Raw genomic sequence first — 26,703 nt, forward strand, 5'->3', positions numbered from 1 at the left:
CATTTTCACGTATATAAATCTATTTTAGTTTTTCGACATATAAGTCGCTCACGCGAAGCAGAAAAAGTAACCGTTAGTTGTTTTCTCTTTCTATTTTTACTTGGCATGGGGCAGGAAAAGGCTCTAACCGCTTCTATGCATGGCTGGATCCTCTCTCCCAACTAAAATGAAGGAGTTTATGTCGTTTTTTCAACTTGAATTTATATAGATAAATAAAAAAGTTACCTTATATCGGTAACTTTTATTCCTTATTTCTAACTGCTGGTAATGTAATAATTGCTTCCGTTCCTTTTCCACTCTCGCTTTTATATTCCAGCGTACCATTATGTGCTTGTAAAATACTAAAGGTAACCATAAGCCCTAGACCCGTTCCTTTTTCTTTTAATGAATAATACGGTTGTCCCAGCCTTGCTAGCTGTTCTTTCGTCATTCCAACGCCACTATCTTTTACTCGCACTATAATCACATCATCTTTTTGAATGGCGGTTACTTTTAAATACCCTTTGTTTTCTTGAATCGCTTCAATTCCATTTTTAACGATATTCATAATCGCTTGCTTTAACTTTGTCTTATCACCAATCGTATAAAGGCTCTCAGAAATTTCAACTTGTAAATAAACGCCTTGCATAGCCGCAAATGAAGACATTAAAGTAGTCATTTCTATGAGCTGCGCTGATAAACATATATGTTCCTTTTTTTCAATTTGCGGTCTAGCTAAATTTAAGTAATCCGAAATAATTTGTTCGGCCCGATCAAGCTCAGCTAGTACAAGACGCATATAGTCCTTATTCTTCATATCTTCTGTACTCTCTAATAGCTGAATAAACCCTCGAACAACTGTGAGGGGATTTCGCACCTCATGTGCTACACTTGCCGCTAGCTCGCTTACAATGTTTAACTTTTCAGATTTTTGCATTTCTGTACGTAACAATGCATTTTCATTTAAATACTCTGTTAAATACACTTGAAATACCATTGTCATAACCATAATAAAGGAAGCAAATATGTATCCACTATATAAATGCGACATAGGTGGCGTAAAGCCTACTCTCAGTAAAATCCCAAACATACTACACACTAAACCGACAAGAACATACAAAGATGAAACAATAAGGGCCACAATAAGTTTTTTTTCTCTCGGAAAAACAGACCACTTTTTTGATAGCAGGAAAGGAATGATTGCAAGACATAAAACTTCTATTATCCGAAACCACTGTAAACCATTCAAAAACCATTCGTATACAATAAAAATACAAGCTGGGATAATCCCTACAATCCCACCATACAAAAAAGCACTCATAATCGGAATCGCATGGAAATTGTAACTACAAACATCGACAAAACAAATCGGATACGTCATAGAGAGAACGAGCGTAATACTAGATAAGAACATAATAAAATAGCGATTGGGCTTTGGAAGCATATCTTGATAACGGTTTAGACGAATCGCTTCATATAAAAACAGTGGCAAAATAATGATCGCGACTTGGATCATTAAGTCACGAATTAGCTCCATAGCCTCTCATCCCCTATATGTATTTTGATATGATTATATCATTTTACAGTTGTTTTTGTTTTAAAATTTAGATTTTTCTTAACATATTTGTAAATTATTTGTGAATAAACGTTAAGAAATGTTACAACTTTCCGAAATGATTGTAAACCCTGTACCAAACTACCATGATGCAGTATACAATGAATACGGGTTAACAAATAAAATAAAACATAGTCCAATAAACAGACAACTATAATAACATACAGCATATAATCCATACTATCTACGTGTACAAAGAAGTGATTATTATTTTAGTAGGAGGATGATAACTATGACAGGAACTACGCTTGTTTTAAAAGAGGAGAATTTGGTCGTTCTCGAAAATGTGGATAAATCAGTATACGAAGAATTGCAAGACAAAGCTGGGGAAGAAAATTGTACATGCGCTGTGAATGAATCTGTGGTACACCTTGGAAAAGTTTCTTCAGTTCTTTGGAATGAAGATGAAATAGATTGGGAATATGGGTATTAAAAAGTCGCTTTAAGCGGCTTTTTTTTTGCGCTCCAAAGCGAAAATATAAAATTTATGATAAAATAAAAGAAATTTTGTAAACGGAAGAAAGGGAGACAAAATGGAACAATTCATTAATCCTAGAGTGAAGGATATCCAAATTTCTGGTATTCGTCAATTCTCTAATATGATTCAAAACTATGATAATCTCATTTCTTTAACAATTGGACAACCCGATTTTCCAACTCCTTCTTTAGTCAAAGAAGCTGCTAAACGAGCGATTACAGAAAACTATACGAGTTATACACACAACGCCGGCCTATTAGAATTACGCAATGCAGCTTGTCATTTTCTAAAGGAAAATTACGATTTACACTATTCACCTGAAAACGAAACCATCGTTACAATCGGTGCTAGTGAAGCGATCGATGTTACATTTCGTACTATTTTAGAACCTGGAACAGAAGTTATTTTACCAGCTCCTATTTATCCAGGCTATGAACCCATTATTAGACTGTGCGGGGCAATCCCTGTGTTTGTAGATGTTCGTGAAACTGGATTTCGATTAACAGCAGAAGCGATTCAAAATGCAATTACAGATCAAACAAGATGCATCGTTTTACCTTATCCTTCTAATCCGACTGGTGTTACACTGTCAAAAGAAGAACTAACAGATATTGTATCTGTTTTAAAAGATAAAAACATTTTCGTTCTTTCTGATGAAATTTATAGTGAGCTTGTATATGAAGATAGTCATACATCCATCGCTCATTTTCCAGAAATGCGTGATAAAACAATCGTCATTAATGGACTATCAAAATCACATTCAATGACAGGCTGGCGCATCGGTCTTTTATTTGCTCCAAGCTATTTAGCAGGGCATATTTTGAAAGTTCATCAATACAACGTTACATGTGCAACTTCAATCGCACAATACGCTGCAATCGAAGCGTTAACAGCAGCAAAAGATGCACCGCGAATGATGCGTCATCAATATAAAAAACGCCGTGATTACGTATACAACAGACTGATTCAAATGGGCTTAACTGTTGAGAAACCAACTGGTGCCTTTTATTTATTCCCATACGTTGGAAATCTTACATCCTCATCATTTGATTTTGCCATTGATCTTGTTAAAGAAGCTAGACTCGCTGTTGTTCCAGGAACAGCATTTTCAGAGTATGGTGAAGGGTATATTCGTCTTTCATACGCTTATAGTATGGAAACACTAAAAGAAGGCTGCGATCGTTTAGAAGAATTTTTAAAACAAAAAGCTAAGAGATGACACTCTTAGCTTTTTACGCATAATGATCACAAGTTTGGCGCTTCAGTAACTTATGCGGAATAATAATGCATTTTGAAGTGGACTCGGAATGCTCCACCTTATCAACTAACGCTTTTGCAGCCTCATACCCTAATTGATAAATATTCACATCAACAGTTGTAAGCGGTGGGCTCGCAATTTCAGATAATAAAGCATTATTAAAGCTCACGATTGAAACATCTTTTGGTACAGCAAGCCCTTTTTTGGCAAGCGCACTTAACACCCCAAGACCGATTAAATCATCTGTTGCCATAATTGCCGTCGGCGGCTTTTCAAGTCCCATTAACTCTTCTACAGCCTGCTGACCACCCTCTCTTGAAAAATCAAAATGTAAAATATATTCATCTGGCAACATAATGTCAGCTAGTTTTAAAGCATCGCTCATTCCAGCTAAACGATCTTTCGTAACAAGTAAATCAGAACCACCGCCAATAAACGCTATCTGTTTATGTCCAAGTGAAATTAAGTATTCCGCTACTTCTCTTGCAGCTGTATAGTTATCATTATCTACATATGTAATTTCATCTTTTCTTTCGTATGGTTTTCCAATTAAAACAAATGGGAAATTTTGTTCATGTAAATATTGAATAATACGATCGTTCTCACGTGAATAAAGAAGAATAATTCCGCCGATTTGACGACCCTGTACCATCTTCACAACGCCATTAAAAATCTCCTCTTCTGTTTCACCAGTTGACATATACAACGCATAACCTTCGACATGTGCAAACGAGCTAATCCCTCGAATTACTTCTGGGAAAAATGGATTTTGAAATGCTTTACTTGCAGAACTCGGCATAACAAGACCGATTGTTTTTGTTGTTTGATTCGCAAGGCTTCTCGCATTTAAATTTGGATGATACCCTAGTTCGCTCATTACTTTACGGACACGGCGCTTTGTTTTTTCACTTATACTTGGATTATCAGCAATTACACGAGAAACAGTGGAAGGTGCAACATTTGCCTTTTTCGCTACATCTTTAATTGTAACTGTCATAAAATCTCCTCCTCTCTTCTAATTCTTCATTCATATCTATTTTTATCCTGCAGTTCTACAGATAGTAGGAGAAAACGAAAGCCGCCATTACTTTATTTCATTCCTCAAAAAATTATATTAATGTAAACTAATATTCTCCCTCTTCATGTATTGTAAGGGATACAAGCTTATTTTCCTATACTATAATATACTATTTTTTTCACATCTTTCCCCTTACAATGTCATATGAATCGAAATTCTCCCTAAAAAAGAGAAACGGGACATAATGTCCCATTTTCATCCTTTCGTACCTCCAGCTGTTAAACCAGAAATAAAATATTTTTGCAATGATAAGAACAAAATTGAAATCGGTATAGCAATTAATACGGAACCCGCTGCAAATGTTGTAAATTCATTACCAAATTTCTTCGCTACCATTTCATATAATCCAACAGCTAATGTATAGTTTTCTGGTGTCCGTAAAATGATACTTGCTAAAATAAAATCTGTAAACGGACCAATAAAGGTAAATAAAGCTACAACTGCCACAATTGGTTTTGCGAGCGGCATAATAATTTGCCAAAAAATCCGGAAGTGCCCTGCCCCGTCCATACGAGCCGACTCATCTAATTCTTTTGGAATCGTATCAAAGTAACCCTTCATAAGCCACGTATTCATTGGAATTGCTCCGCCCACATAAATTAAAATTAATGCTAGATGCGTATCAATTAATCCTGTCAACTGCGCTAATACATAGAGTGCGATTAACGCTGAGAAGTTCGGTATCATTTGTAGAATTAAAAACGTTATTAATCCATTCTTTCTTCCGACAAAACGATACCTTGAAAAAGCATAAGCAGTGAAACTAATGGATAGTACCGAGAAAATCATCGTTAATACACTGACTTTCAGTGTATTTTTATACCAAAGTAAATAATTACTCTTATCAAGATTAAGTAGGTCTCGATAATGATCTAACGTTGCATTTTTCGGAATAATACTTGATCCTGATAAACTATCTCCTGGATTAAACGATGAACCAACAATCCATAGTAATGGATAGAAAATAATGACACACATTATGAAAATGACGAAATAACTTAATGAAAGACGTAACATCTTCTGTCGTTTTATATTCATTTACATCATATCCTCTTCTTGGAATGATTTTGTTCTTTTAAATTGCCATAACGCCACAGAAATAACAATTAACGATAAAATCATCGTAAGTGCCGCTGCTTTTCCGTATTGCGCTGATGTCATTGTTAATTTATAGATCCAGGAAATTAAAATATCTGTTCCACCTGCATTTTGTCCCGAAACAGCAGGCCCCCCGCCATTAAATAGGTAAATAATACTGAAATTATTAAAGTTAAATGTATATTGTGTAATTAAGATTGGTGCTGTTGCATATAGAACAAGCGGCAATGTAATTTTACGAAATTGTTGCCATGCCGTTGCTCCATCTACTGTAGCAGCTTCATACAATTCTCCTGGAATCGATTGCAGTATACCTGTTGTCATTGCAAAAATAAATGGAAAACCAAGCCATGTTTGAATAAAAATCAAAGCAATTTTTGCCCAAAATGGATCTGTCATCCAAGCAATTTTTTCAATTCCAAATAGCGCTAACACTTGATTATTAATTGCTCCAAATGATTCATTGAACATACCAGCAAAGACAAGGATGGATACGAATGCTGGAACTGCCCACGGTAAAATAAAAATTGTACGAATCACTGCTTTCCCTTTAATACCAGGTTGATTCACTAATATTGCTAAGAAAATTCCAAGTGCTACTTGTAAAGTAGTCGCGACAAATGTCCAAATCACAGTCCAAGAGAATACACTTAAGAATGTATCCCTCCACATTGGTAATGTGAAAATATCAGTAAAGTTTTTAAAACTAACCCACTCGACTAATTTCGCTGGTGGAGAATGATATAAATCATAGTTTGTAAATCCAATTAAGAATACGAAAATAATTGGAAACACAACTACAAAAATCAATAACAGAAATCCCGGAGAAACCATCAAATATGGAAAACCTTGATCTAATAAATTACGGTATTGTTCTTTCACAGAATTTAACGGTATTCCTATATCACGTTTTTTCCCATTTTGATAGGCATCATATAAATTAAAAGCATATATTCCTAGTCCAAACGCAATAACAATTAGTGCTAAAATACCTTCTACTAATAGAAAGATAGAATGATCCCGAGGAACCTCTGTACCAAGTGTAACAATTCCCCACAATCCCATATTTAACAAATCCGCAAACGCTACGATAAATGAACCTGTTAATACAAGAAAGATAAGAGCTTTTACATATTGTTTATTGTATATTTGACCAACGCCTGGAATGATTGACAACATCGCGGCTGTTTTGCGGTATTTTGAACCATTTACCTCTTGCATTGGTTCAATGGATGCTTGCATATTTCTTCCCCCTTTTTTCTTCCCCTTGGAAGGAGGAGAATTCGTATCCCTTCTTTATAAGAGATACGAATTCCGTCTTATTTTTGCTTACTATGGTTTGCTTCAATGTTTCCTTTAATTTGTTTCACAGCTTCATCAAGTGCTGGTTTTGGTTCTTGTTTTCCAGCTGCAAGTAACTCTAATGCAAATCTTGCAGGCTCCCATACTTCTTGCATTTCTGGAATATTCGGCATTGGAATACCTGTTTCAGCCTGTTTCGTTATTGCTTTTGCAGCTTCACTGTCTTTAATCATTGGATCTTCCATTAATGATTTTACAGGCGGAATTTCTTTTGATTTTTCATAACGAATTTTTGCATTTTCTTCATTTGTTACCCAATCAACAAATTTCGTTGCTAAATCTTTATTTTTTGAAAAGCTTGTTACATGCCATCCTTTTACACCAACAAAAGTTTTCATCGGTTGACCATTTGGTAATTTTGGCATCGGTGCTACACCATAATCAATTCCGTTTTTCTCCATAGCTTGAAATGCCCATGGACCATTCATAATGGATGCAGCTTTTCCTTCATTAAACAATCCATCTGCAGCTGCCCCACCAGACTCACCAATAATACCTTTTGGGAACAAGTTCTCCTTGTACCATTTTTGAATATATTCCATCCCTTGTACCGCGCCACTACTATTTAATCCGATATCGGCTGTATTCGGTTTTCCATCTTTCTCACCAAATACATACCCTCCCATACCAGCCATAAATGCATTTGCAAAATATAAATTATCTCCTAGTGCTAAAAATCCGTACTTACCATCTTTTGTGAAATCTTTCGAGAAATTATATAATTCATCCATTGTTTCTGGTGCCTTTGGCATAAGCTTTTTATTATAAATAAATACAGGTGTTTCGATCGCCTTTGGCAAACCATATAATTTCCCTTTATATGTTTGAGCTTCTATAGATAAATCGGTAAATTTGCTCTTTACAGCATCATCAACCTTTACTTCATCAATTAACCCTTCAGTAACAACATTTCCAATATGATCATGCGGTAATGTTACAACATCAGGTCCGGTACCTGCTGGACCATCCAAACGTAGTTTTTTTGTTTGATCTGTCATTTGAATTTCGGCCACTTTTACTTTTACATTATATTTTTTTTCAAAGCTTTTTACTGCTGGTTCTAATGCAGGACCTTTTTTAAGATCTTCCCAAACAAGAAGGTCATAATCTTTCTTCTCTTTACTCGCTTCCTTTTTTCCTGAATCTTTCGGACCACATGCCGATAACATACCAATTGTCAAAGCTGAAACTGTTAATAATGATAATGCTTTCTTCACCCTCAAAACCTCCCTAAGTTATATATGTAATAATCGACTAAAATGAAAACGTTTGCACTTACAAGTTTTATAGAAGCGCAAACAATCTTCTAATCTATGAAAACGTTTGCGCTATTTGTCTATCATTATACATTCTTTTATATATTTTGCAAATATTTTCTTTATGTATTTTTCAAAAAATTCATGAAGTCTTTCTTTATATCCATTGACTTTATATAAAATGAATACTACTCTTATAAGCAATATTGAAGTTATATAAAAAGCAATCGTTTGCAATATATTATTATTTATTGAGATATCAAAGGGGGATTTTCTATATGTTTAAAGAAGCAATATACCATAGACCGAAAGATAATTACGCATACGCTTACGATGAAAAAACGCTCCATATTCGATTGCGCACAAAAAAAAATGATGTAGATATCGCCTCACTCATTCATGGCGATCCTTATGAATGGCAAGATGGGAAGTGGATCACAGCAAACATACCGATGAAAAAGAGCGGCTCAACAGATTTATTTGATTATTGGTTCGTTTCAATCGAACCGAACTTTAAGCGCTTACGATATGGATTTGAACTAAAAAACAATACAGAAACGATCGTCTATACAGAACGCGGCTTTTTCCCTGAAACACCCAATGATGATGTTGGCAACTTTTTTTGCTTTCCATTTATTCATGAACAGGATGTTTTTAGAACTCCTTCATGGATAAAAGATACAGTGTGGTATCAAATTTTCCCAGAACGTTTTGCTAATGGAGATCCTTCATGTAATCCAGCTGATACTCTTCCTTGGGGGAGCACTGATCCAACAACTACTAACTTTTTTGGCGGAAATTTCGCTGGAGTTATCCAGCACCTTGATTACCTTGTAAAACTTGGTATTTCCGGAATTTACTTCACTCCAATCTTTACAGCACACTCTAATCACAAATATGACACAATTGATTACATGGAAATTGATCCGCAATTTGGGACGAAGGAAACTTTTAAAAAACTTGTTAACGCCTGCCACAAGCGAGGTATAAAAGTAATGCTAGATGCCGTTTTTAATCATAGCGGATATTTCTTTGATAAATTTCAAGATGTTCTCAAAAAAGGAAAGCAATCTCGCTATACCAACTGGTTTCATATTCACGAATTTCCAATTGTAACAGAGCCACTTCCGAACTACGATACCTTCGCCTTTACACCATATATGCCTAAATTAAATACAGCCCATCCAGATGTAAAAGAATACTTACTCAAAGTAGGGCGTTATTGGGTACGAGAGTTTCACATTGATGGCTGGCGCCTCGATGTAGCAAACGAAGTTGATCATAGCTTTTGGAGAGAATTCCGTAGTGAAATAAAAGCAATTAACCCTGAAGTCTATATTTTAGGAGAGATTTGGCATGATGCTCAGCCATGGTTACAAGGTGATCAATTCGATGCCGTCATGAGCTATCCTATTACAAATGCCCTGCATTCTTACTTTGCAAACGAAACAATTGGGGCAAGTGAATTTATGGAACAAATTACAGCTTCTCTTCACTCTTATTCCATGAACGTAAACAAAGCTGCTTTTCATCTATTAGACAGTCATGATACACCGAGAATTTTAACAACCTGTAAAGGAAATAAAAATAAAGTAAAACTACTTTATGTATTCCATCTTTCTTTCATCGGTTCACCATGCGTTTATTACGGTGATGAAATCGGTATGGATGGCGGAATGGATCCTGGGTGCCGGAAATGTATGGTCTGGGATGAAGATAAGCAAGATACAGTATTATTTAAGCATATACAAACATTAATTTCATTACGAAGACAATATAAAGCATTTGGTGGACATGGATTATTCCAATGTATTGAAGCAAACGATGAACAAGGTTACATTTCTTATACGAAAACATACGGAGAAGAAACGATATTTTTTGTTTTAAATCCAACAAACCAAGAAATTTCAGCTCCTATACCTTTTGATATCACCGGTAAAAAAATTGTAAATTTATATACAAACGAAGAATTTTCAGCAGAAGCAGACTCATTACAGGTTGCACTTCCACCATATGGATTTTCAATTTTGAAATGGTAAAATATAAAAGCCTTGTGTCATTTCTGACCCAAGGCTTTTCATTATTTTAACTTGTATACCCTCGCTTCATATGGCTGTAAATCGATACTCTTACTTGTTTCATTTTGTACATCATAATTGTGTATCAATAATTCTGAACTATTATAATTTACCTCTTCTGGCATTTCAAATACACACTCATTCTCAGTAAAGTTCGCAATGACAAGTACTTTCTCATCTTTCCATGTCCGCATATAGGCAAAAACAGATGGATGTTCTTCAAAAATTAAATCATATGTTCCATACACAATGATTTCATGTTTTTTACGAAGTTCAATTAATTTTTTATAGTAATAAAAAATAGAATTTTTATCCTGCAACGCTTGTGTCACATTAATTTCTTTATAATTAGAATTTAATGCAATCCATGGTTCTCCAGCTGTAAATCCAGCGTGCTTTCCATCATCCCATTGCATTGGTGTTCTAGCATTATCTCGCCCTTTTATATAAATCGATTGCATTACTTTTTCTTCATCTTCACCACGCTCTATTACTTTTTCACGGTACATATTCAGCGTTTCAATATCTCGGTACTCATCAATCGAATCAAAGTGAACATTTGTCATCCCAATTTCTTCTCCTTGGTAAATATAAGGAGTACCTTTCATCATATGAAGTACCGTCGCTAACATTTTCGCTGATTCTATGCGGTATGTTTTATCGTTACCAAAGCGTGAGACAACACGGGGCTGGTCATGATTGTTCCAATACAAACTATTCCATCCTGTTTGTTCCAACGCTTTCTGCCATTTTGTTAGATTACGCTTTAACGTTAAGAGTGAGCATGGCTTTACGTCCCATTTTCCTCCTTTTCCAGAATCTAAATCCATATGTTCAAACTGAAATACCATTTGTAATTCTTGACGTTCTTCAGCTGTATATAGTTTAGCCTCCTCTGTTGTTACACCCGGCATTTCACCAACAGTCATAATATCGTATTTCGACAATACTTTCTGATTCATTTCATGTAAGTATGCATGAATATTTGGTCCATTCATAAAGTATTGATGGCCTGATACATAATCTTCTTTCTCCGTTTTCACAGTTGGTAATCCCTCTGTTTTAGAAATAAAATTAATCACATCCATACGAAAACCATCGATTCCTTTTTCAAGCCAAAACTCCATCATCTCATAAACATCTTTTCGCACTATTTCATTATCCCAATTTAAATCTGGTTGCTTTTTAGAGAATAAATGTAAATAATATTCATCTGTCGCTTCATCATACTGCCAAGCAGATCCACTAAAAGCCGCTTCCCAGTTATTTGGCTCTTTTCCATCTTTCCCAGGACGCCAAATATAGTAATCTCGATACGGGTTATCTTTTGACTTACGAGATTCGATGAACCAATTATGTTCATCAGAAGTATGGTTAACAACTAAATCCATCATTAATTTCATATCACGTTGATGCATTTCACTTAATAATTCGTCCCAATCGTTCATTGTTCCAAACTCATCCATAATATTACGATAATCACTAATATCATAGCCATTATCATCATTGGGAGATTCATAGACTGGTGATAACCAAATTACATCTATACCTAAGTTTTGTAAATAATCAAGCTTTGAAATGATTCCGCGAAGGTCACCAATTCCATCACCATTACTATCCATAAAGCTACGTGGATAAATTTGATATACAACACTTTCTTTCCACCATTGTTTTTCCATCATGCTACCTCATTTCATTTTTAAATCGAAAAATCCAGGCGCAAACGTTTTCATTAATGAATGATAACAGATTTTAAAACAAATGAAAACAGCGCTTACATTTTTCTATTTTAATTTAGCCAATTTTCACAGAGATGAGGCTTTATTTATTAAATATCCCCCCTTTATGAAAACGTTTTATTTTTTTGTATCATTTTTATTTATTTTTTAAATACATTCGTTTATAATGAACTCAAAGAAAACGTTTGCATAATTTTTCTAGGAGGAAAAGTCATGGCAGAACTAAAGTTAGAAAATATTTATAAAATTTATGATAATAACGTAACAGCAGTAACAGACTTCAATTTACATATTCAAGATAAAGAGTTTATCGTTTTCGTTGGTCCATCTGGCTGTGGAAAATCGACAACATTACGAATGGTAGCTGGACTTGAAGACATTTCAAAAGGGGAATTTTCTATTGATGGTAAGGTAATGAATGATGTTCCTCCAAAAGATCGCGATATTGCAATGGTTTTTCAAAACTATGCACTCTATCCACATATGAGCGTTTATGACAACATGGCATTTGGATTAAAACTTCGTAAAATCCCAAAAGACGAAATTGACCGCCGCGTAAAGGATGCGGCTCAAATTCTAGGGCTTTCGGAATATTTAAATCGAAAACCAAAAGCATTATCTGGTGGACAACGCCAACGTGTTGCGTTAGGTCGTGCTATCGTTCGTGACGCAAAAATTTTCTTAATGGACGAGCCATTATCAAATTTAGATGCAAAATTACGTGTAGCGATGCGCTCAGAAATTTCTAAACTGCATCAAAGACTTGGGACAACAACAATTTATGTAACACATGATCAAACAGAAGCGATGACAATGGCTTCACGCCTTGTCGTTATGAAAGATGGAAAGATTCAACAAATCGGTTCACCAAAAGAAGTATATGAAACACCGGAAAATATTTTTGTTGGTGGATTTATTGGCTCACCTGCAATGAATTTCTTCCATGGTAAATTAACAGAACAATACTTTGTTATAGATGATAAGGTAAAAATCAAAGTATCTGAAGGCAAAATGAAATTATTACGCGAACAAGGTTATGTGAATCAAGAAATTGTATTGGGGATACGTCCAGAAGATATCCATGACGAACTTTTGTTTTTAGAGGCTTCACAAGGTACAACATTTACAACTCAAATTGAAGTTGCTGAACTATTAGGTGCAGAATCTATTTTATATATGAAACTTGGAAATCAAGATTTTGCAGCCCGTCTGGATGCAAGACATACCTTTACACATGGTGATCAAATCAAACTTGCATTCGATATGAATAAGGCACATTTCTTTGATAGTACAACAGAAAAACGTATTCGATAAAGCACCACTTTTCTTTACGTCATACAGATACAAAAAAACCGTCCACATATGTATTTCGGGCGGTTTTCTACTATTATACTAGGGTTCCTACTGTATGAAATGATTGTTCTTTTGTACTAATAATACCGAAAATAGGTAAATCAGTTAGTATTACTTCTTCTTGATGTTTCATAAAAGATGCCGTCAATTGTTTTAGTTCTATCCAAACGTCATTAATACAAAGTACATTGGAATCGTTCTCTTGTTGACGTAAGAAAATAGAATCTATTTTATATAAACCCGCATTATTAAAGAGCATATCAATACGATTATAAGCGTCAATAGCAACTCCAATGACACGTTCCCAATCTCCTTGTTTCGCCATATCATAAGTAACAAAAAGGGCTTCACCACCTAAATCTACGATTTCCTCCGCTGTTGCTTGTCCATTTTCCTGATCAATATCCGTCACAATTACTTTTGCACCTTGTTCTGCCAACAAAAGAGCCGTACTACGTCCAATACCGATGCCACCGCCAGTTACAACGGCAACTTTTCCTGCAAGCTTCATCGTCATTACCCCTTCTGTAAGTCTTACCGTCACTCAGTATACCCCTTTCGCCCGTAGCTCTGCAAGCAGGAAAAGCCCATATTCCTTTTTGTAATCGCTTACTTATCTGTTTTCTCTTTTTCTTACTATTGTATTTATCAAAAGCTAGACCGATAAAAATAAGTACCCCCCAAAAAATTAAGTTACTTTCTGTCATTTCGATCTCCCCCTTGTTATACAACACATCTGTTTCATTTATCATATATTTTCCCTAATTTTCAGTCTAATATAACAAAAAAATAGGATGTGTTAAAAAGTTTACTATTGCTTGCTTTTTAACACATCCTGCATCAATATGAAGGGTACTCTATAGGAGATGTCCGCCCTATATGAACTCCATTATACCAATTAAATTTATCGAATTTCGTAAAAATTTAAGGGTACATATATTTTTTAATACGTCCTAAATATAACTCTTTATCATTTTATCCTAGTATTCTTTAAACGAGACTCATCACTTTCGTTTTCATAATTAAGTCATGGAACCCACAATTATCGTGACGGAACAACATCATATATACGTTACAGATAGATGGAATTCCAAGCAACAATATGTTTGGTAATAACAATACAAAGAACCGTACTGTTAGCCTTTGAATTGTTAACTTTTCACTTGTTAATGATACAAGTCTTGTTCGGGTTATTTTTTTACCAATTGTACAGCCATTCCATATAAATGGAACAAAAATAAAATAGATAGCCATTAATATAAAAACAAGCGCAAGATCATATCGATAATCACCTAAGCTTATGTTAAAACGATTGAAAATGGCCCCATAATTCCTCGTTACAACTGCCACAACAGCACCGTACATAACCGAGATTAAAAACATATCGATAATGGAAGCACCTATGCGATTCATTACTACCGCTGGACGATGCATCTTTAACTTCATTTTATGTCGACTCCTTTGTATCCTTCTTTACCTGTCTCATCGTACCATTTCTAAAAACCATTGTAAACAACTCATATATTGGCGTTTCTTTTCCTTTTCTTGTACAATATGTTTACCACAAGCATTTTATAAGGAGGGTCTCATATTGAAGCGATTGATGACCGTAATTGCCATTATACTTTTGACTGGTTGCACAGCAAACTCTAGCCATTCAGCTTACACCATCAATGAAGAATATGAACTAATAAATACTTCCGGAAATGCATTTGAACTTTTTCCAAAACCAGACGCTGTATATGCTACACAATATGTCCCAGCTAAAATTGTAGAAATTGCATGGGACGATATATATATTATTGCAAAACAAATTGAAGAAAAATCCGATCCCAATAACCCAGAATCTAGTATTACAAATAAACGGAGCGAACATTACTGGATTATTGATATGAACAACAATCGTCGTTTTGGTCCTTATAATGAAAAACAATTTCAGGAACAAAAAGAAGCATTTCGAATTTCTGAACAATTACAAACCGTAGAAACCTATTTAAATGAGCAAAACAAACGGTCAGTAAACGCCTAATAACGGCTGTTTATTTCAAGAACCAAAAATAGTATATTTTTTTCAGTCCATTTGCTGATTTTTATAGCTTGGATGTTCCCCTGTTATCGCGATAACAGTACCGCATTTTTTACAAATTTCTACCACTGCGACTGCTTGTGCAAATAAAGTAAGATAACCTTTTTGGTCTGGTGCTATCGTTGCTTTTTCTATCTCCTTACTACCACATTCGTAACATCTTTTTTCCATTTTTCTTCCCCCTTTGCACTTTATAATACATTCGCTTTGATTTGACAAATTTCCTGTTCTTTTTCTATACAAAAAACATCTCACTTAGACAGTGAGATGTTAAATGTTTGCGGTTCTGTAACCGTTTCATGTGTATCACCCGTTGCAAGAACATCTGTTGTAAATGAGATTTGAGTAATCTCTTTTTTCTCATCCTCGAGTATTAATCCAATTATCCCTTCTCTCGTCTCACCTGGTTTATACTCTTCTCTTGTAACACTTTTTGTACCTACAAGCGTATCCTCTTCATATAAAAAGTTTTGTTTTGGAACATTAAAGTGCTGCGTTTCATTAATAGTAATATCATTCATAGAGAAAAACTGCATGTCTTTATCTCCACTATTTTCTACCTTATATGTAATTTCAACATAACGCACTTTATCTCCAATGTCTTTTCCACTTAACGAAGCGTACAACTCAGCATCTTCTCGATTGACTTTGTCTCCAAGTCTACGCTGCACTTCTTCTGGACTTAATGCTGTATATACTTTCAATGTATCTTTTGCATCTTGACTCATTTGTGATAATTCAATAACCTTTACATCTTGTACATGAATTTTCATTGGAGCTACTTCAAACGTTTGATTAACATGTTTTAACCTCTCTAATTTAAATGTTCCCCATCCTTTTTCTTTTACAACCTGTCCAACTTTCTTTAATTCCTTGCCACCGTATTCAGTTGTTTCTGGAATAGATTCTTTCTTTACTTCTTTTTTTTCTTCCTTTTGAAAACAACCGCTTAACAAAACGATAGAACTACATAAAATACAAATACTTTTCCATACTTTCATCATCTTACTCCTAACACTCTCATTCATACTAACTCGATTCTTCTCTTGTTTCGTATATTGCGGAAACAATGAATAGACCACAAAAAACACTTGTAAATCCAGAAACTATTATACTCCCTATTTGTAAAATTTGAAAATAGGGGTCTAGCAACGCGTGCATAGTAAACACTACTAACACCGTAATCATCGTCCATCCCCAATATTTCCTTTTCTCTCTTGCTGAAACTATATCTACTTTTATTTGAAAATCTCGATGTTTCCATAGAACATATAAGCAGCAAAAAAACAAGACATGTACTCCCGTGCTGCATGAATTTATATATCGGCATGGAATAGATGCTACATAACGATAGTAGACTGAAAACGAGCGGTAAGTTCAAATAAAAGAATCCTAAATGTATGTCCAATGACACCATATGGTCGAAAATGCAAAAAATATTCAAAATCGGGTACCATACTTCCTAATACTAGCGCTATTACTGAAACATATCGTTGTTTCTTGCAAAAAGGAATGACAGCAGCAGGATGCGCAAATGTAAACGGCATATGTTACTCCCTTCTGAAACCAAAAAAATATTTCTATGTAAGACACCCTCTATCATAACGATATCGATTCTTGATATGCAACACTTATTTTGACATTGGAATATCCACAACTTACATGATACAATCCAAATGTAATATTTAGGAAATGGAAGTGGTATCATTTTGTCCCTAATGTTTGTCTTCCTCCTTATTCTATTAGAACTTTTTATAACCACGTATATAGGCTTTTTTCTATGGAAATATATAAAAATAGTAAAGTATATTCCAAATCTACTAGTTTTTATAGCTACTATACTGATTTTTATTATAAAGAGACACACCTATGGCTGGGAAGGACTAGGTTTCTCGGCTTTGCAATTTGCCTGATCCTTGTACTTGCTGCTATATTAGAAACAAAATCTTCAACGAATTGAGGTATATATTTTGAATGAGCGTACAGCCTTTCTAAAGAACGTCTCCTTACAAAAAGAACATATCCCTAATTTTTCCGTGTATCCATATTGCTTACCCGCTATCCGAACATTACAATCACTAGACTTCCATCCAAATGTAACATTTATAATTGGAGAAAATGGAACTGGGAAGTCTACATTGTTAGAAGCCCTCGCCATCGCTTTAGGATTTAATGCGGAAGGTGGAACAAAAAATTTCCGTTTTGCTACACATGATTCGCATTCATCCTTACACAAATATATTCGCGTAGCAAAAAGCGTCGCGACACCAAAAGACGGATTCTTTCTGCGAGCAGAATCATTTTATAATGTTGCTTCTTATATCGATGAAATTGATTCTGAACAATTTTTGGGAGGTAAGGTTATTGATTCATATGGTGGTATTTCCTTACACAATCAATCACATGGTGAATCATTTTTTTCTTTATTTATGAACCGTTTTACAGGACAAAGCTTATATATTTTAGACGAGCCTGAAGCAGCTTTATCTCCAATGAGGCAGCTTTCTATGCTCATTCGTATGCATGAATTAGCAGAGCAAGGATCACAATTCATTATCGCAACTCACTCTCCTATTTTGATGGCTTATCCAGAGTCCAATATATATTCTTTCTCACAAGAAGGAATCACAGAAGCAATCCTAGAGGAAACTGAGCATTATCAAACGATGAAACTCTTTTTCGAGAATCGGGATCGCTTATTTCATCATTTGTTCCAATCATAAAGAAAAAGGTAATATTACTCGTTGATACCCAAAAAAAGAAGGAGCAGCTCGCTGCTCCTTCTTTTTTATAGTGCTTCTATAAATAACGCTACTCCAATGCCACCACCGACACAAAGAGATGCAATTCCTTTTTCTAAACCTCGTCTTTTTAATTCGTGAATTAAACTTACCGTAATACGTGCACCTGTGCAACCAATTGGATGTCCAAGTCCAACACCACTTCCGTTGACATTTACTTTCTCACGATTTAAGCCAAGTTCCTTCTCAACCGCTAAGTATTGTGCAGCAAAGGCTTCATTGATTTCCAATAAATCAGCATCTTCTAATGACCAATTTACTTTCTCTAAACCTTTACGAATTGCTGGTGCTGGACCAATCCCCATAATCTTCGGATCTACCCCAGCTACAGAATAACCAACAATTCTAGCTAATGGTTGTAAGCCTTTCTCCTTAGCCTTTTCTTCACTCATTAATACTAAAACTGCACTTCCATCATTAATACCCGAGGAATTCCCTGCAGTTACTGATCCACCTTTACGAAATGCTGGCTTTAGCCCCGCCAATTTTTCCGCTGTAATATCTGCACGTGGATGTTCATCTTTTGAAAATACTACTTCTTTTCTACGCTCTTTTATTGTAATAGGAACAATTTGCTCATCAAAATAGCCCGATTCAATTGCCTGAAGCGCTAATTGATGGCTACGCAGCGCAACTTCATCTTGTTCCTCTCTTGTAATCTCATATTGTTCAACTAAATTTTCCGCTGTTTCGCCCATCATAATATGATGCAACGGATCTTCTAAAACTTCCCACACCGTATCACGAATTTCTCCGTGCTGAAGACGTTGTCCCCAGCGGTGCTGTTTCAATGCATAAGGGCTTGAGCTCATCGCTTCTACTCCACCTGCAACAACAACTTCACTTACGCCTAATTGTATTTGCATTGCCGCTGACATAATCGCTTGCATACCTGAAGAACATTGACGCTGGATTGTATAACCTGTAACTGTATCTGGAAATCCTGCTGCTAATGCAGCTGTTCGCGCTGTATTCGCCTCATCTGTTCTTTGAATACAATGACCTAAAATCACTTCATCAACTTCATGTGGTTCCACTCCGCCTCTTTTTACAGCTTCCTGAAGTACAGGAACAGCTAATTCCACTGGTGTTACATTTTTTAATGCCCCTCCAAAAGTTCCAATTGGTGAACGAACTGCAGCTGTAATGACAACATTATGCATCTTGCACTTGCCCCTCTCTTATGTACCCTAGTAAGTTTTTGGATGGTATAACATAAGATGTATATCTGCATTTATCATACTACAAATATACCGAAAAAATCAAAATATTTAATATAATAAGAATAGGAGGAATATTCCCTCCTATTCTGTTAGTGCATATAAAAATTTTTGTAAAATTTTCTCTGTTGTTTTATTTAAATTTGGCAACTTTTCAGCAGGAAAATATCGAAGGTCCAACCCTTCTTCATCAAGCTTTATTTCTCCGCTCACATAATGTGCTTGATATAGATGAATCACATTATAAATTTCATCCCCATTTGGATAACGATAATATACATCTTTCCCAGAAAGAACACCAAGAAACTGCAACATCTTCGCTTCTAACCCAGTTTCTTCAAATAGCTCTCGTCGAGCCGTTTCTTCCGTTGTTTCTCCTAGTTCCATCGCGCCACCTGGTACACCCCAATCATATGTATCCGAACGATATTGAAGCAATACCTCTTGTTTTTCGTTTAAAATAATCACAGCTGCTCCTACAAGAATGAGCGGCCTTGTACCGACTGATTTTCGTAATTCTTCAATATACCCCATTATATAAACTCTCCTTTCCTCTCCTTCCTTATCATAGCAAAATTCCTTATTTTTTTGTGTGATGTAAAAAAATATTCCTACTAACAAAAAAAGGAAGCATTTGCTCCCTTTTCATTACATTTATTTTCGAAAACTTTCATATTTAACTGCTTCAAATGCTTTTTCAATCTCTTCATTTCGATAATGAACGTATGTAAAGCGCCCTAATTCTACTAACCGAGCGATTTCTTGTAATGTTTTTTGCTTCTCATATGTCTCTTCAATCGTTACCTGTACATAAAATTTCATAAGTGGATGTTCATATAAAGACTCTCCAACTTCCACATATACATCCTTCACCCCTTGAACCACCTTTACATAACTTGCAAACTGGTAAACAGCTTCTCGGTCTGATACAATTTTTAATGTATACATACATTCTCCCCCTTTTCTTTTACTATAGCAGAATAAATAACATATAATGTAATTAAACTATGAATATTTTTCGACTTCTTTTACTCATTCTTATATTCCGTTCTGCATTAATCTATATTTTACTTGTCAGTCAAAAAAAAACAGCTATCAATAAACAAATTACACCAATGTACCTTCTCTCAATTTATATAAATAGTGGATTTTTTTCAATTTATTAAAACACATCCCTTTATAGGGTTTATATCCATACATAGTACTTTCCCGTCACATACAGTATAGCAATAGACTGTTTTCCATTTGAGGTGTTTCTAATGGATCCATACGTAAATATATGTATTTGCATTACTCCAGGCTCCGATATTACAGACGACCGTATTGCAAAAGACTTAGCAGTCGCCGAATCAATATGGCAACCAATTTCATTTCAAATTAAAGACGTTATTATACTAAATGAATCATTTAGATTTCACGATGGTGAAATTAGTTATATTGATTCTATCCAAATCCAACCAAAAGTTTCTTCTTTTTTTAACACTTGCTCATCACAAGTTTCAAATTGTGATATTTATATTTGTTATATTGGAAGCAATTATTTTAAAGAGCAGTCCGTAATTGCATGTGCCTATTCATTCGTTATAAACCAAATCCTCACAGGTTATATCATCCTTACTAACGCCGCTTCTCCTATGAAAAATATATATACGCTTGCTCATGAAATTGGTCATATTTTATTCACACGACGTATAGAAGGGAAACTTACACATGCTGACCCTCACTCGCAAACCGGCTCTGAACATCACCCTTCTTCCACAAACCTCATGTATCCAATCGTACCTCGTCCTGATCAAGTACACATTGATTCTTTATTAACAAAAGAACAGCGAGCATTATCTTTACAAAGTTCTTTATTACACAAAGAAAAACAGTAACCCATTCGTTACTGTTTAAAATAAAATATTCCAGTCTATATGCCCAATACCGGCCACAAAGAAAAGGCGATCCTATATATTCACTTTTCTTGTCTCTAATTTTGTATGAATCATTACAAGAACAAATAAAATAGCTAATTTTATAAACCCTATTCGAAAAGCCATTTTACGGGAAGCTATATTAGGTGCTACAAGTGCGATCATTCATGCCATACCCAATACATTGAACGAATGAAATCTGTAATGGCCCGTTATCATTTACAATTAAAATGGAAGCAATAACCCAAAATACAACAATATTCATCACTGTATATCCGATTTGTTTCCAGCTCTCTCTTCGATCTTTTTCCATTACCCGAACAAGCTCATTTACATATACTTTCGGTGAGCTTCCAAAATATCCTCTATACTTTTCCCATCATTCTCACCTTCAATTAAGTGTAGTTCTGCATCTTCTAAAAAACTCTCAATATCACTTTCTTTGATACCCTTTGACGCCAAAAAGATTCGCGCCTCCCCTTTCCTTTCAGCAAACGCCCTACACTACTTTGCATCGCTTCCCAGCGATCCATAAATTCATCCAGTGTATCTTCACCTTTTTATGTTAATATATAATATTTTCGCTTTGGACCAGATGGAGATTCCTTCATTGTACTTGTTATTAGCCCTGCATTTTGCATCCATATTAATAACGGATAAATACTTCCTTCACTTGTCATTGTGAAACCATACTTGGCTAGCTTTTCACTCATTTCATAGCCATATATTTCGCCTTCAGAAATAATGGCAAGGAGACCTCCTTCTAAAATCCCTTTCAGCATTTGACTTGTCGACATGATCCAAATCCTCCCTCCATCTTGTTATGCAAGATAGATAACCACATTTTTCCCAAAATCTTTGCAGGATTTTCGTTACACCTCCTCTAAATAGAGCAATAAGATAAATTCTATATAAAGGGGTGTTTTTCATTGTGGTTACAAATCGTGTTGTCTTTTTAACAGGTGCTGCAAGTGGTATTGGTTATGAAATGGGAAATGCATTTGCAAAAGAAGGAGCACAAGTGGTCATTAGTGATCGCCTTGAAGATCGTGCAAAGGAAGCTGCCGAACAGTTGCGCAAGGAAGGATATGAGGCAATCGGTCTAAGATGTGATGTTACATCTGAGCAAGAAATATCAGAAGCTATTTCTGAAACTATTACTAATTTCGGCTCACTTGATGTGTTAATAAATAATGCTGGTATGCAACACGTCTCACCAATTGAAGAATTTCCAACCGATAAGTTTGAACTTCTTATTCAAATCATGCAAATTGCGCCGTTCATTGCAATAAAACATGCGTTTCCAATTATGAAAAAACAAAAGTATGGACGAATTATTAATATTGCATCTATTAACGGTCTTGTCGGATTTGCTGGAAAGGCTGCCTATAATAGTGCCAAACACGGTGTGATTGGTTTAACAAAAGTTGCTGCCTTAGAAGGAGCTGTACACGGCATTACTGTAAATGCTCTTTGCCCAGGCTATGTTGATACGCCTCTTGTCAGGAATCAACTCCAAGATTTAGCGACAACACGAAACGTTCCACTAGAAAGAGTATTAGAGGATGTCATCTATCCCCTCGTACCTCAAAAACGATTGCTAGCTGTTCAGGAAATTGCCGATTATGCTTTATTTTTAGCAAGTGAAAAAGCAAAAGGAATAACCGGCCAAGCAGTTGTTATTGATGGGGGTTATACGACGCAATAATCTTTGTTACAAAAGGCTTTGCTCATTGAGAGCAAAGCCTTTTGTCATTTTGTTTCGTGCGGAGCTTCATACCTTGTCATCTGTTGTGGTAATTTCTCAATTGCAACAATTACACCATCTAATTTACTTTCAATACGATGCAGTAAATATAATGTCACAACAATTGGAAATCCAACATTACCGATCATAGATATCCATTCCCCCATCTATTTCCCCTCCTTTCTTTTAAATAAATAAGCAAAAGAAAGGAAATTGGGCAATAAAAAAACAAGCTACTGTATATTATATATATCCCTTTTAATTTTCCGACATATAAGTCGCAGTTATGAAAACAAAAGAAGTTCTCCACTCATTTTCTCCTTCTATTTTCATATGGCATGGGGCTAAAAAAGGCATTGACCGCCCTACCCATAGGCGGATGCTCTCTTCCACCTAAAAGGAATGGCTTTATGTCGGTCTTTCAATGCGTATTTATATAGCTTGTTTTCTCAAATAATGAAGCAATCTCTACGGCATAATCTCCTTGTAGAATTCCTTTTTCAGTAATAATTCCAGTAATTAGATCATGAGGAGTTACATCAAATGCAGGATTATAAACACCGACTCCCTCGGGAGAAATTTGTTTTCCAAAAATCTTTGTAACTTCAGTCTCATCTCGTTCTTCAATTACAATTTCAGCACCAGTTTTTTTCGTAATATCAAATGTAGAAAGTGGAGCAGCAACGTAGAAAGGAATATGAAAATATTTTGCTAGTATAGCTAAATTCAAGGTTCCTATTTTATTTGCTGTATCACCATTTGCGACAATTCGATCTGCTCCTACAATAATAACAGAAATATTTTTTGTTCGAATAGCATGTGCCGCCATATTGTCCGTAATGAGCGTTACATCAACACCAACTTGTTGCAATTCCCATGTAGTAAGACGTGCTCCTTGCAAAACAGGTCTTGTTTCACATGCATAAGCTCGTAAATTCACCCCACGCTCTTTTCCAATATAAAATGGAGCTAGCGCTGTTCCATAACGAGCAGTAGCAATACTTCCGGCGTTACAAATCGTTAAAATATGGTCACCATCTTTAAACCTAGTTAAAGCATGCTCTCCAATACTACGACATATATTTTCATCTTCTTGCTGAATTTTAAGTGCTTCCTCTTCTAATATTTTTCTTGCTTCTTTTATTGTTGTTGCTTGCTTAATAGAAGCTGACATGCGATCAATTGCCCAAAATAAATTAACAGCTGTCGGACGTGAAGTTGCTAAATAATTACAATCACTTTTAAACTTTTTTCAAATTCAGTGATATTCGTAACATTATATTTTTTTACTGCAAGTGCTAATCCAAAAGCAACTGTAATACCAATTGCAGGTGCCCCGCGCACTTCTAACATAACAATACTTTTCCACACATCTTCAATAGTGTTCAACGTTTTATATTCTACAACATGCGGTAACCGCGTTTGATTTAATAATGCAATAGAATCTCCTTTCCAACTTATAGAACGCGGAACGGCAACTGTTGTGTTCATGCTTTCACCCCTCCCAAAACACTATCTTGAAATAACGTTTGGAACAATCTAACATTTGCACCTGTCGTTTCATGTAATAATAACTCTCGACCTAAATATAATGCATGCTTTTTAGCTTGAATTCTTCTATTCTTATCCTTAATTCCATCTAAATCTACTACATGCGCTAATCCAATTGTTCGACGAATGATTTCACAACCAGCAAATCCAACTGCATCAGCAAAAATATTTTGTAGTACAATCGCAAGCCATCGTTTCTCCTTTGTATATGGTTCTACCCCTTCTAGTACCCATAGCTTTGTAAATGCTTCTACAAAATTACTCCATGTTTTTTCAATATGATAGAATAAAATATTTCGTTTCTCGTCTTCTCTTGATAGTGCATTCAACAATAAATTTGCAATAAATTGACCAAGGTCAAATCCAAGCGGTCCAAATGTTGCAAACTCCGGATCAATTACCTTCGTTTCAGAAGGTGATGAAAAAATACTACCTGTATGTAAATCGCCATGAATTAACGCTTCTTTTCTAGTTAAAAATTTATATTTATACTGCGCTACCTGTAATTTTAATTTCTTATCACACCAAAGTTCATCTAAGACAGGTTGCAATTCTTTCTCATAATCGTTTGTTTCATAGTTTCCAAACGGATCTGTAAACACAAGATCTTCTGTAATTTTACAAAGATCAGGATTTACAAACTTTCCGTCTAACACCCTTTTCTCTTCTGCTGGTAGGCCAAAATCTGACGTATAGAACAAAACATGTGCTAAAAAACGTCCAATATGCTGAGATAAAAGCGGATAGTCTTCCCCTTCACTCAATCCTTTACGAGTAATTGTAAGAGTTGACAAATCTTCCATTACTGTCACAGCTAACTCTTCATCATGACCATATACTTTCGGAACGTATTCTGGTACATATTTTGCAAAAACTTGTAATGCTTGACTTTCAATTGTGGCTCTACTTAACGAAAGTGGCCAGCTTTCTCCAACGACTTTTGCATATGGAAGAGCCTGTTTTACGATAATACCGCGTTCTCCATCATGGAGCCTAAATACATAATTTAAATTTCCATCTCCTGTTTCATGACAAGTTACCTTTGCCTTTTTCTCAAAGTATCCATGCTCTTTTACATATTGAACTGCTGTTTCTTCTGTTAATGAACGATATCCCATTTTCTTATCCCCCTTTTTTAATTCAGAGGTTTTTCATCATAAGAAAAACCTCTTTCCATGAAGAAAGAGGTTTGAAGTTCAGCTTCTCCCCTCTTATCTGTCAGAAAGCTATCCTTTCTGCTGGAATTAGCACCGTGCCTTTTTGGCGCATAAACGCCCCATCTCACAATGGTATTACGGTCGGTTGCTGGGTTTCATCGGGCCAAATCCCTCCACCTGCTCTTGATAAGAGTTGCATGATTTATTTGAATTTTTAACTTTCTGCTACAGACTATAACAAGAATAAAAATCATTTGTCAATATTTTTTATTTATATAATTCTGGACGTCGATCAGTAAAGACAGGAATTCCCTTACGTACCTCCTTAACTTTTTCTACATTTAGCTTCCCATGTAAAATAGATTCTTCTTCTCCTGCTTCTACTACAATTTATGGTGATAGGTAAAGCTTTGATGCAATCTCCACCTTTTCCCCCACCTCACACCGTACGTGCTAGTTTCCTAGCATACGGCGTTCCATCGTGTCCAACTGACTCTATAAATTAATTTATATTACTATCGGTTCATTGCCAGCTTTAGTTCTTAGCACATTTAGTTTATCCATTTGCTTTTCGTTAAGATTGAAAGACCGAAGGTATCGTGTAATCCTACTGTGATTGGTCATGTGTATTAGTTTGTGTATAAACCAATCTACAATGACCAAGTTGTTGTACTTGTCGTTCCCACCTTGATTAACGGGAATAATATGGTGACAATGTACACGATCAACACCGATTTCTTCACCGGTTATATAACACTTTCCATATTGGGCAACGTATTTAGATATCCTGTTATCGTTGTACTCAATACTTCTACTCTTCGAGTAAGTGTTCATAACTTGATTAAGAACATCTTTTGGTATTGCTCTCAGATTACTATGCACTTTGTTACGCCCTTTCTCTGTGTAGTTACAGATATCCTGTGAAAAATTC

The 26,703-nt window shown here is 35.4% G+C and carries 24 protein-coding genes, 5 pseudogenes and 1 riboswitch; of the genes and pseudogenes, 8 read left to right on the top strand and 21 right to left on the bottom strand.

Annotated features, from left to right (window positions below):
• Positions 1-241 precede the first annotated feature (241 nt).
• Positions 242-1,516, bottom strand: coding sequence for a sensor histidine kinase (locus C564_RS0106695; protein WP_003199900.1), 1,275 nt, complete (start codon positions 1,514-1,516; stop codon positions 242-244).
• Positions 1,517-1,826: 310 nt separating this feature from the next.
• Between C564_RS0106695 and C564_RS0106700 the strand changes: the two genes are divergently transcribed.
• Complete coding sequence (locus C564_RS0106700) at positions 1,827-2,027, top strand: hypothetical protein (RefSeq protein WP_003199899.1); 201 nt, start codon at positions 1,827-1,829, stop codon at positions 2,025-2,027.
• Positions 2,028-2,127: 100 nt separating this feature from the next.
• Positions 2,128-3,291 (top strand): aminotransferase A, encoded by a 1,164-nt coding sequence (locus tag C564_RS0106705; RefSeq protein WP_003199898.1) that lies wholly within the window; start codon positions 2,128-2,130, stop codon positions 3,289-3,291.
• A 13-nt stretch (positions 3,292-3,304) separates the two neighbouring features.
• On the opposite strand, the gene malR is transcribed toward C564_RS0106705, so the two are convergent.
• From malR to C564_RS0106730, 4 genes are all read right to left on the bottom strand, one after another.
• Entirely contained in the window at positions 3,305-4,327 is a 1,023-nt protein-coding gene (gene malR / locus C564_RS0106710; RefSeq protein WP_018764804.1) for a maltose operon transcriptional repressor MalR, read from the bottom strand.
• Positions 4,328-4,603: 276 nt separating this feature from the next.
• The gene (gene malD, locus C564_RS0106720) at positions 4,604-5,446 is read right to left on the bottom strand and encodes a maltosaccharide ABC transporter permease MalD (RefSeq protein ID WP_018764805.1); all 843 of its coding nucleotides are present in this window, start codon (positions 5,444-5,446) and stop codon (positions 4,604-4,606) included.
• A complete protein-coding gene (locus C564_RS0106725; RefSeq protein ID WP_006095830.1) occupies positions 5,447-6,748 on the bottom strand; it encodes a sugar ABC transporter permease in 1,302 nt (433 codons plus the stop codon).
• 77 nt (positions 6,749-6,825) lie between these two features.
• Positions 6,826-8,085 carry a sugar ABC transporter substrate-binding protein gene (locus C564_RS0106730; RefSeq protein WP_006095831.1) on the bottom strand — a complete coding sequence of 420 codons (1,260 nt, stop codon included), beginning with the start codon at positions 8,083-8,085 and terminating at the stop codon, positions 6,826-6,828.
• Positions 8,086-8,402: 317 nt separating this feature from the next.
• Here C564_RS0106730 and C564_RS0106735 point away from each other — a divergent pair, with 317 nt between their 5' ends.
• Positions 8,403-10,163, top strand: coding sequence for an alpha-glycosidase (locus C564_RS0106735; RefSeq protein WP_018764806.1), 1,761 nt, complete (start codon positions 8,403-8,405; stop codon positions 10,161-10,163).
• A gap of 41 nt (positions 10,164-10,204) precedes the next feature.
• On the opposite strand, the gene C564_RS0106740 is transcribed toward C564_RS0106735, so the two are convergent.
• Entirely contained in the window at positions 10,205-11,881 is a 1,677-nt protein-coding gene (locus tag C564_RS0106740; RefSeq protein WP_018764807.1) for a glycoside hydrolase family 13 protein, read from the bottom strand.
• 273 nt (positions 11,882-12,154) lie between these two features.
• Here C564_RS0106740 and C564_RS0106745 point away from each other — a divergent pair, with 273 nt between their 5' ends.
• Positions 12,155-13,255: an ABC transporter ATP-binding protein gene (locus C564_RS0106745; RefSeq protein WP_018764808.1), complete on the top strand. Its 1,101-nt coding sequence runs from the start codon at positions 12,155-12,157 to the stop codon at positions 13,253-13,255.
• Positions 13,256-13,328: 73 nt separating this feature from the next.
• Here the strand turns inward: C564_RS0106745 and C564_RS0106750 are convergent, their stop codons facing one another.
• Together C564_RS0106750 and C564_RS0106755 are read right to left on the bottom strand one after the other, a co-directional pair.
• On the bottom strand, positions 13,329-13,838 hold the full coding sequence (locus tag C564_RS0106750; protein ID WP_018764809.1) for an SDR family NAD(P)-dependent oxidoreductase: 510 nt from the start codon (positions 13,836-13,838) through the stop codon (positions 13,329-13,331).
• A 446-nt stretch (positions 13,839-14,284) separates the two neighbouring features.
• Positions 14,285-14,740 (bottom strand): RDD family protein, encoded by a 456-nt coding sequence (locus C564_RS0106755; protein ID WP_018764810.1) that lies wholly within the window; start codon positions 14,738-14,740, stop codon positions 14,285-14,287.
• A gap of 145 nt (positions 14,741-14,885) precedes the next feature.
• On the opposite strand from C564_RS0106755, the gene C564_RS0106760 reads away from it, so the two are divergent.
• The gene (locus C564_RS0106760) at positions 14,886-15,323 is read left to right on the top strand and encodes a DUF3997 domain-containing protein (RefSeq protein WP_018764811.1); all 438 of its coding nucleotides are present in this window, start codon (positions 14,886-14,888) and stop codon (positions 15,321-15,323) included.
• 42 nt (positions 15,324-15,365) lie between these two features.
• Here the strand turns inward: C564_RS0106760 and C564_RS0106765 are convergent, their stop codons facing one another.
• From C564_RS0106765 to C564_RS34455, 3 genes and pseudogenes are all read right to left on the bottom strand, one after another.
• Positions 15,366-15,551: a hypothetical protein gene (locus C564_RS0106765; RefSeq protein ID WP_018764812.1), complete on the bottom strand. Its 186-nt coding sequence runs from the start codon at positions 15,549-15,551 to the stop codon at positions 15,366-15,368.
• Positions 15,552-15,631: 80 nt separating this feature from the next.
• Positions 15,632-16,384 carry a hypothetical protein gene (locus tag C564_RS0106770; RefSeq protein ID WP_026008483.1) on the bottom strand — a complete coding sequence of 251 codons (753 nt, stop codon included), beginning with the start codon at positions 16,382-16,384 and terminating at the stop codon, positions 15,632-15,634.
• A 25-nt stretch (positions 16,385-16,409) separates the two neighbouring features.
• Positions 16,410-16,927, bottom strand: a pseudogene (locus tag C564_RS34455) (DUF4184 family protein).
• Positions 16,928-17,350: 423 nt separating this feature from the next.
• Here C564_RS34455 and C564_RS0106785 point away from each other — a divergent pair.
• The gene (locus C564_RS0106785; protein WP_018764815.1) at positions 17,351-18,103 is read left to right on the top strand and encodes an AAA family ATPase; all 753 of its coding nucleotides are present in this window, start codon (positions 17,351-17,353) and stop codon (positions 18,101-18,103) included.
• A 65-nt stretch (positions 18,104-18,168) separates the two neighbouring features.
• Here C564_RS0106785 and C564_RS0106790 read toward each other — a convergent pair whose 3' ends face one another.
• The 3 genes from C564_RS0106790 to C564_RS0106800 all read right to left on the bottom strand — a co-directional run bounded on the left by C564_RS0106790 (position 18,169) and on the right by C564_RS0106800 (position 20,349).
• A complete protein-coding gene (locus C564_RS0106790) occupies positions 18,169-19,344 on the bottom strand; it encodes an acetyl-CoA C-acetyltransferase (protein ID WP_003199883.1) in 1,176 nt (391 codons plus the stop codon).
• Between the two features lie 141 nt (positions 19,345-19,485).
• Entirely contained in the window at positions 19,486-19,935 is a 450-nt protein-coding gene (locus tag C564_RS0106795) for an NUDIX hydrolase (protein WP_003208272.1), read from the bottom strand.
• A gap of 120 nt (positions 19,936-20,055) precedes the next feature.
• Positions 20,056-20,349, bottom strand: a complete 294-nt coding sequence (locus C564_RS0106800) for a DUF3928 family protein (protein WP_018764816.1) — start codon at positions 20,347-20,349, stop codon at positions 20,056-20,058.
• A 311-nt stretch (positions 20,350-20,660) separates the two neighbouring features.
• Here C564_RS0106800 and C564_RS0106805 point away from each other — a divergent pair, with 311 nt between their 5' ends.
• Complete coding sequence (locus C564_RS0106805; protein WP_018764817.1) at positions 20,661-21,278, top strand: ImmA/IrrE family metallo-endopeptidase; 618 nt, start codon at positions 20,661-20,663, stop codon at positions 21,276-21,278.
• A 138-nt stretch (positions 21,279-21,416) separates the two neighbouring features.
• Here C564_RS0106805 and C564_RS36685 read toward each other — a convergent pair.
• Both C564_RS36685 and C564_RS36100 read right to left on the bottom strand, forming a co-directional pair.
• A pseudogene (locus C564_RS36685) lies at positions 21,417-21,779 on the bottom strand (HAAS domain-containing protein); the annotation flags it as partial.
• Positions 21,734-22,114, bottom strand: a pseudogene (locus C564_RS36100) (PadR family transcriptional regulator). The pseudogenes C564_RS36685 and C564_RS36100, both read right to left, overlap by 46 nt.
• Positions 22,115-22,248: 134 nt before the next feature.
• Between C564_RS36100 and C564_RS0106820 the strand changes: the two are divergent.
• Positions 22,249-23,025 carry a 3-hydroxybutyrate dehydrogenase gene (locus C564_RS0106820; protein ID WP_003199877.1) on the top strand — a complete coding sequence of 259 codons (777 nt, stop codon included), beginning with the start codon at positions 22,249-22,251 and terminating at the stop codon, positions 23,023-23,025.
• Between the two features lie 44 nt (positions 23,026-23,069).
• Here C564_RS0106820 and C564_RS0106825 read toward each other — a convergent pair whose 3' ends face one another.
• From C564_RS0106825 to C564_RS0106840, 5 genes and pseudogenes are all read right to left on the bottom strand, one after another.
• Complete coding sequence (locus C564_RS0106825) at positions 23,070-23,231, bottom strand: YvrJ family protein (RefSeq protein WP_016116126.1); 162 nt, start codon at positions 23,229-23,231, stop codon at positions 23,070-23,072.
• Between the two features lie 254 nt (positions 23,232-23,485).
• Positions 23,486-24,555, bottom strand: a pseudogene (gene mtnA, locus C564_RS33335) (S-methyl-5-thioribose-1-phosphate isomerase).
• Positions 24,552-25,733: an S-methyl-5-thioribose kinase gene (gene mtnK, locus C564_RS0106835; RefSeq protein WP_018764819.1), complete on the bottom strand. Its 1,182-nt coding sequence runs from the start codon at positions 25,731-25,733 to the stop codon at positions 24,552-24,554. The pseudogene mtnA and the gene mtnK overlap by 4 nt, the downstream one beginning before the upstream one ends.
• Before the next feature lie 90 nt (positions 25,734-25,823).
• Positions 25,824-25,965: riboswitch (SAM riboswitch) on the bottom strand.
• A 74-nt stretch (positions 25,966-26,039) separates the two neighbouring features.
• Positions 26,040-26,162: pseudogene (locus tag C564_RS36105) on the bottom strand (carbon-nitrogen family hydrolase); the annotation flags it as partial.
• 117 nt (positions 26,163-26,279) lie between these two features.
• A partial coding sequence (locus C564_RS0106840) for an HNH endonuclease signature motif containing protein (RefSeq protein ID WP_018764820.1) occupies positions 26,280-26,703 on the bottom strand: 424 nt, incomplete at its 5' end.

The sequence above is a fragment of the Bacillus sp. 105MF genome, from assembly GCF_000374885.1.
In the GTDB taxonomy this organism is placed as follows: Bacteria; Bacillota; Bacilli; order Bacillales; family Bacillaceae_G; genus Bacillus_A; species Bacillus_A pseudomycoides.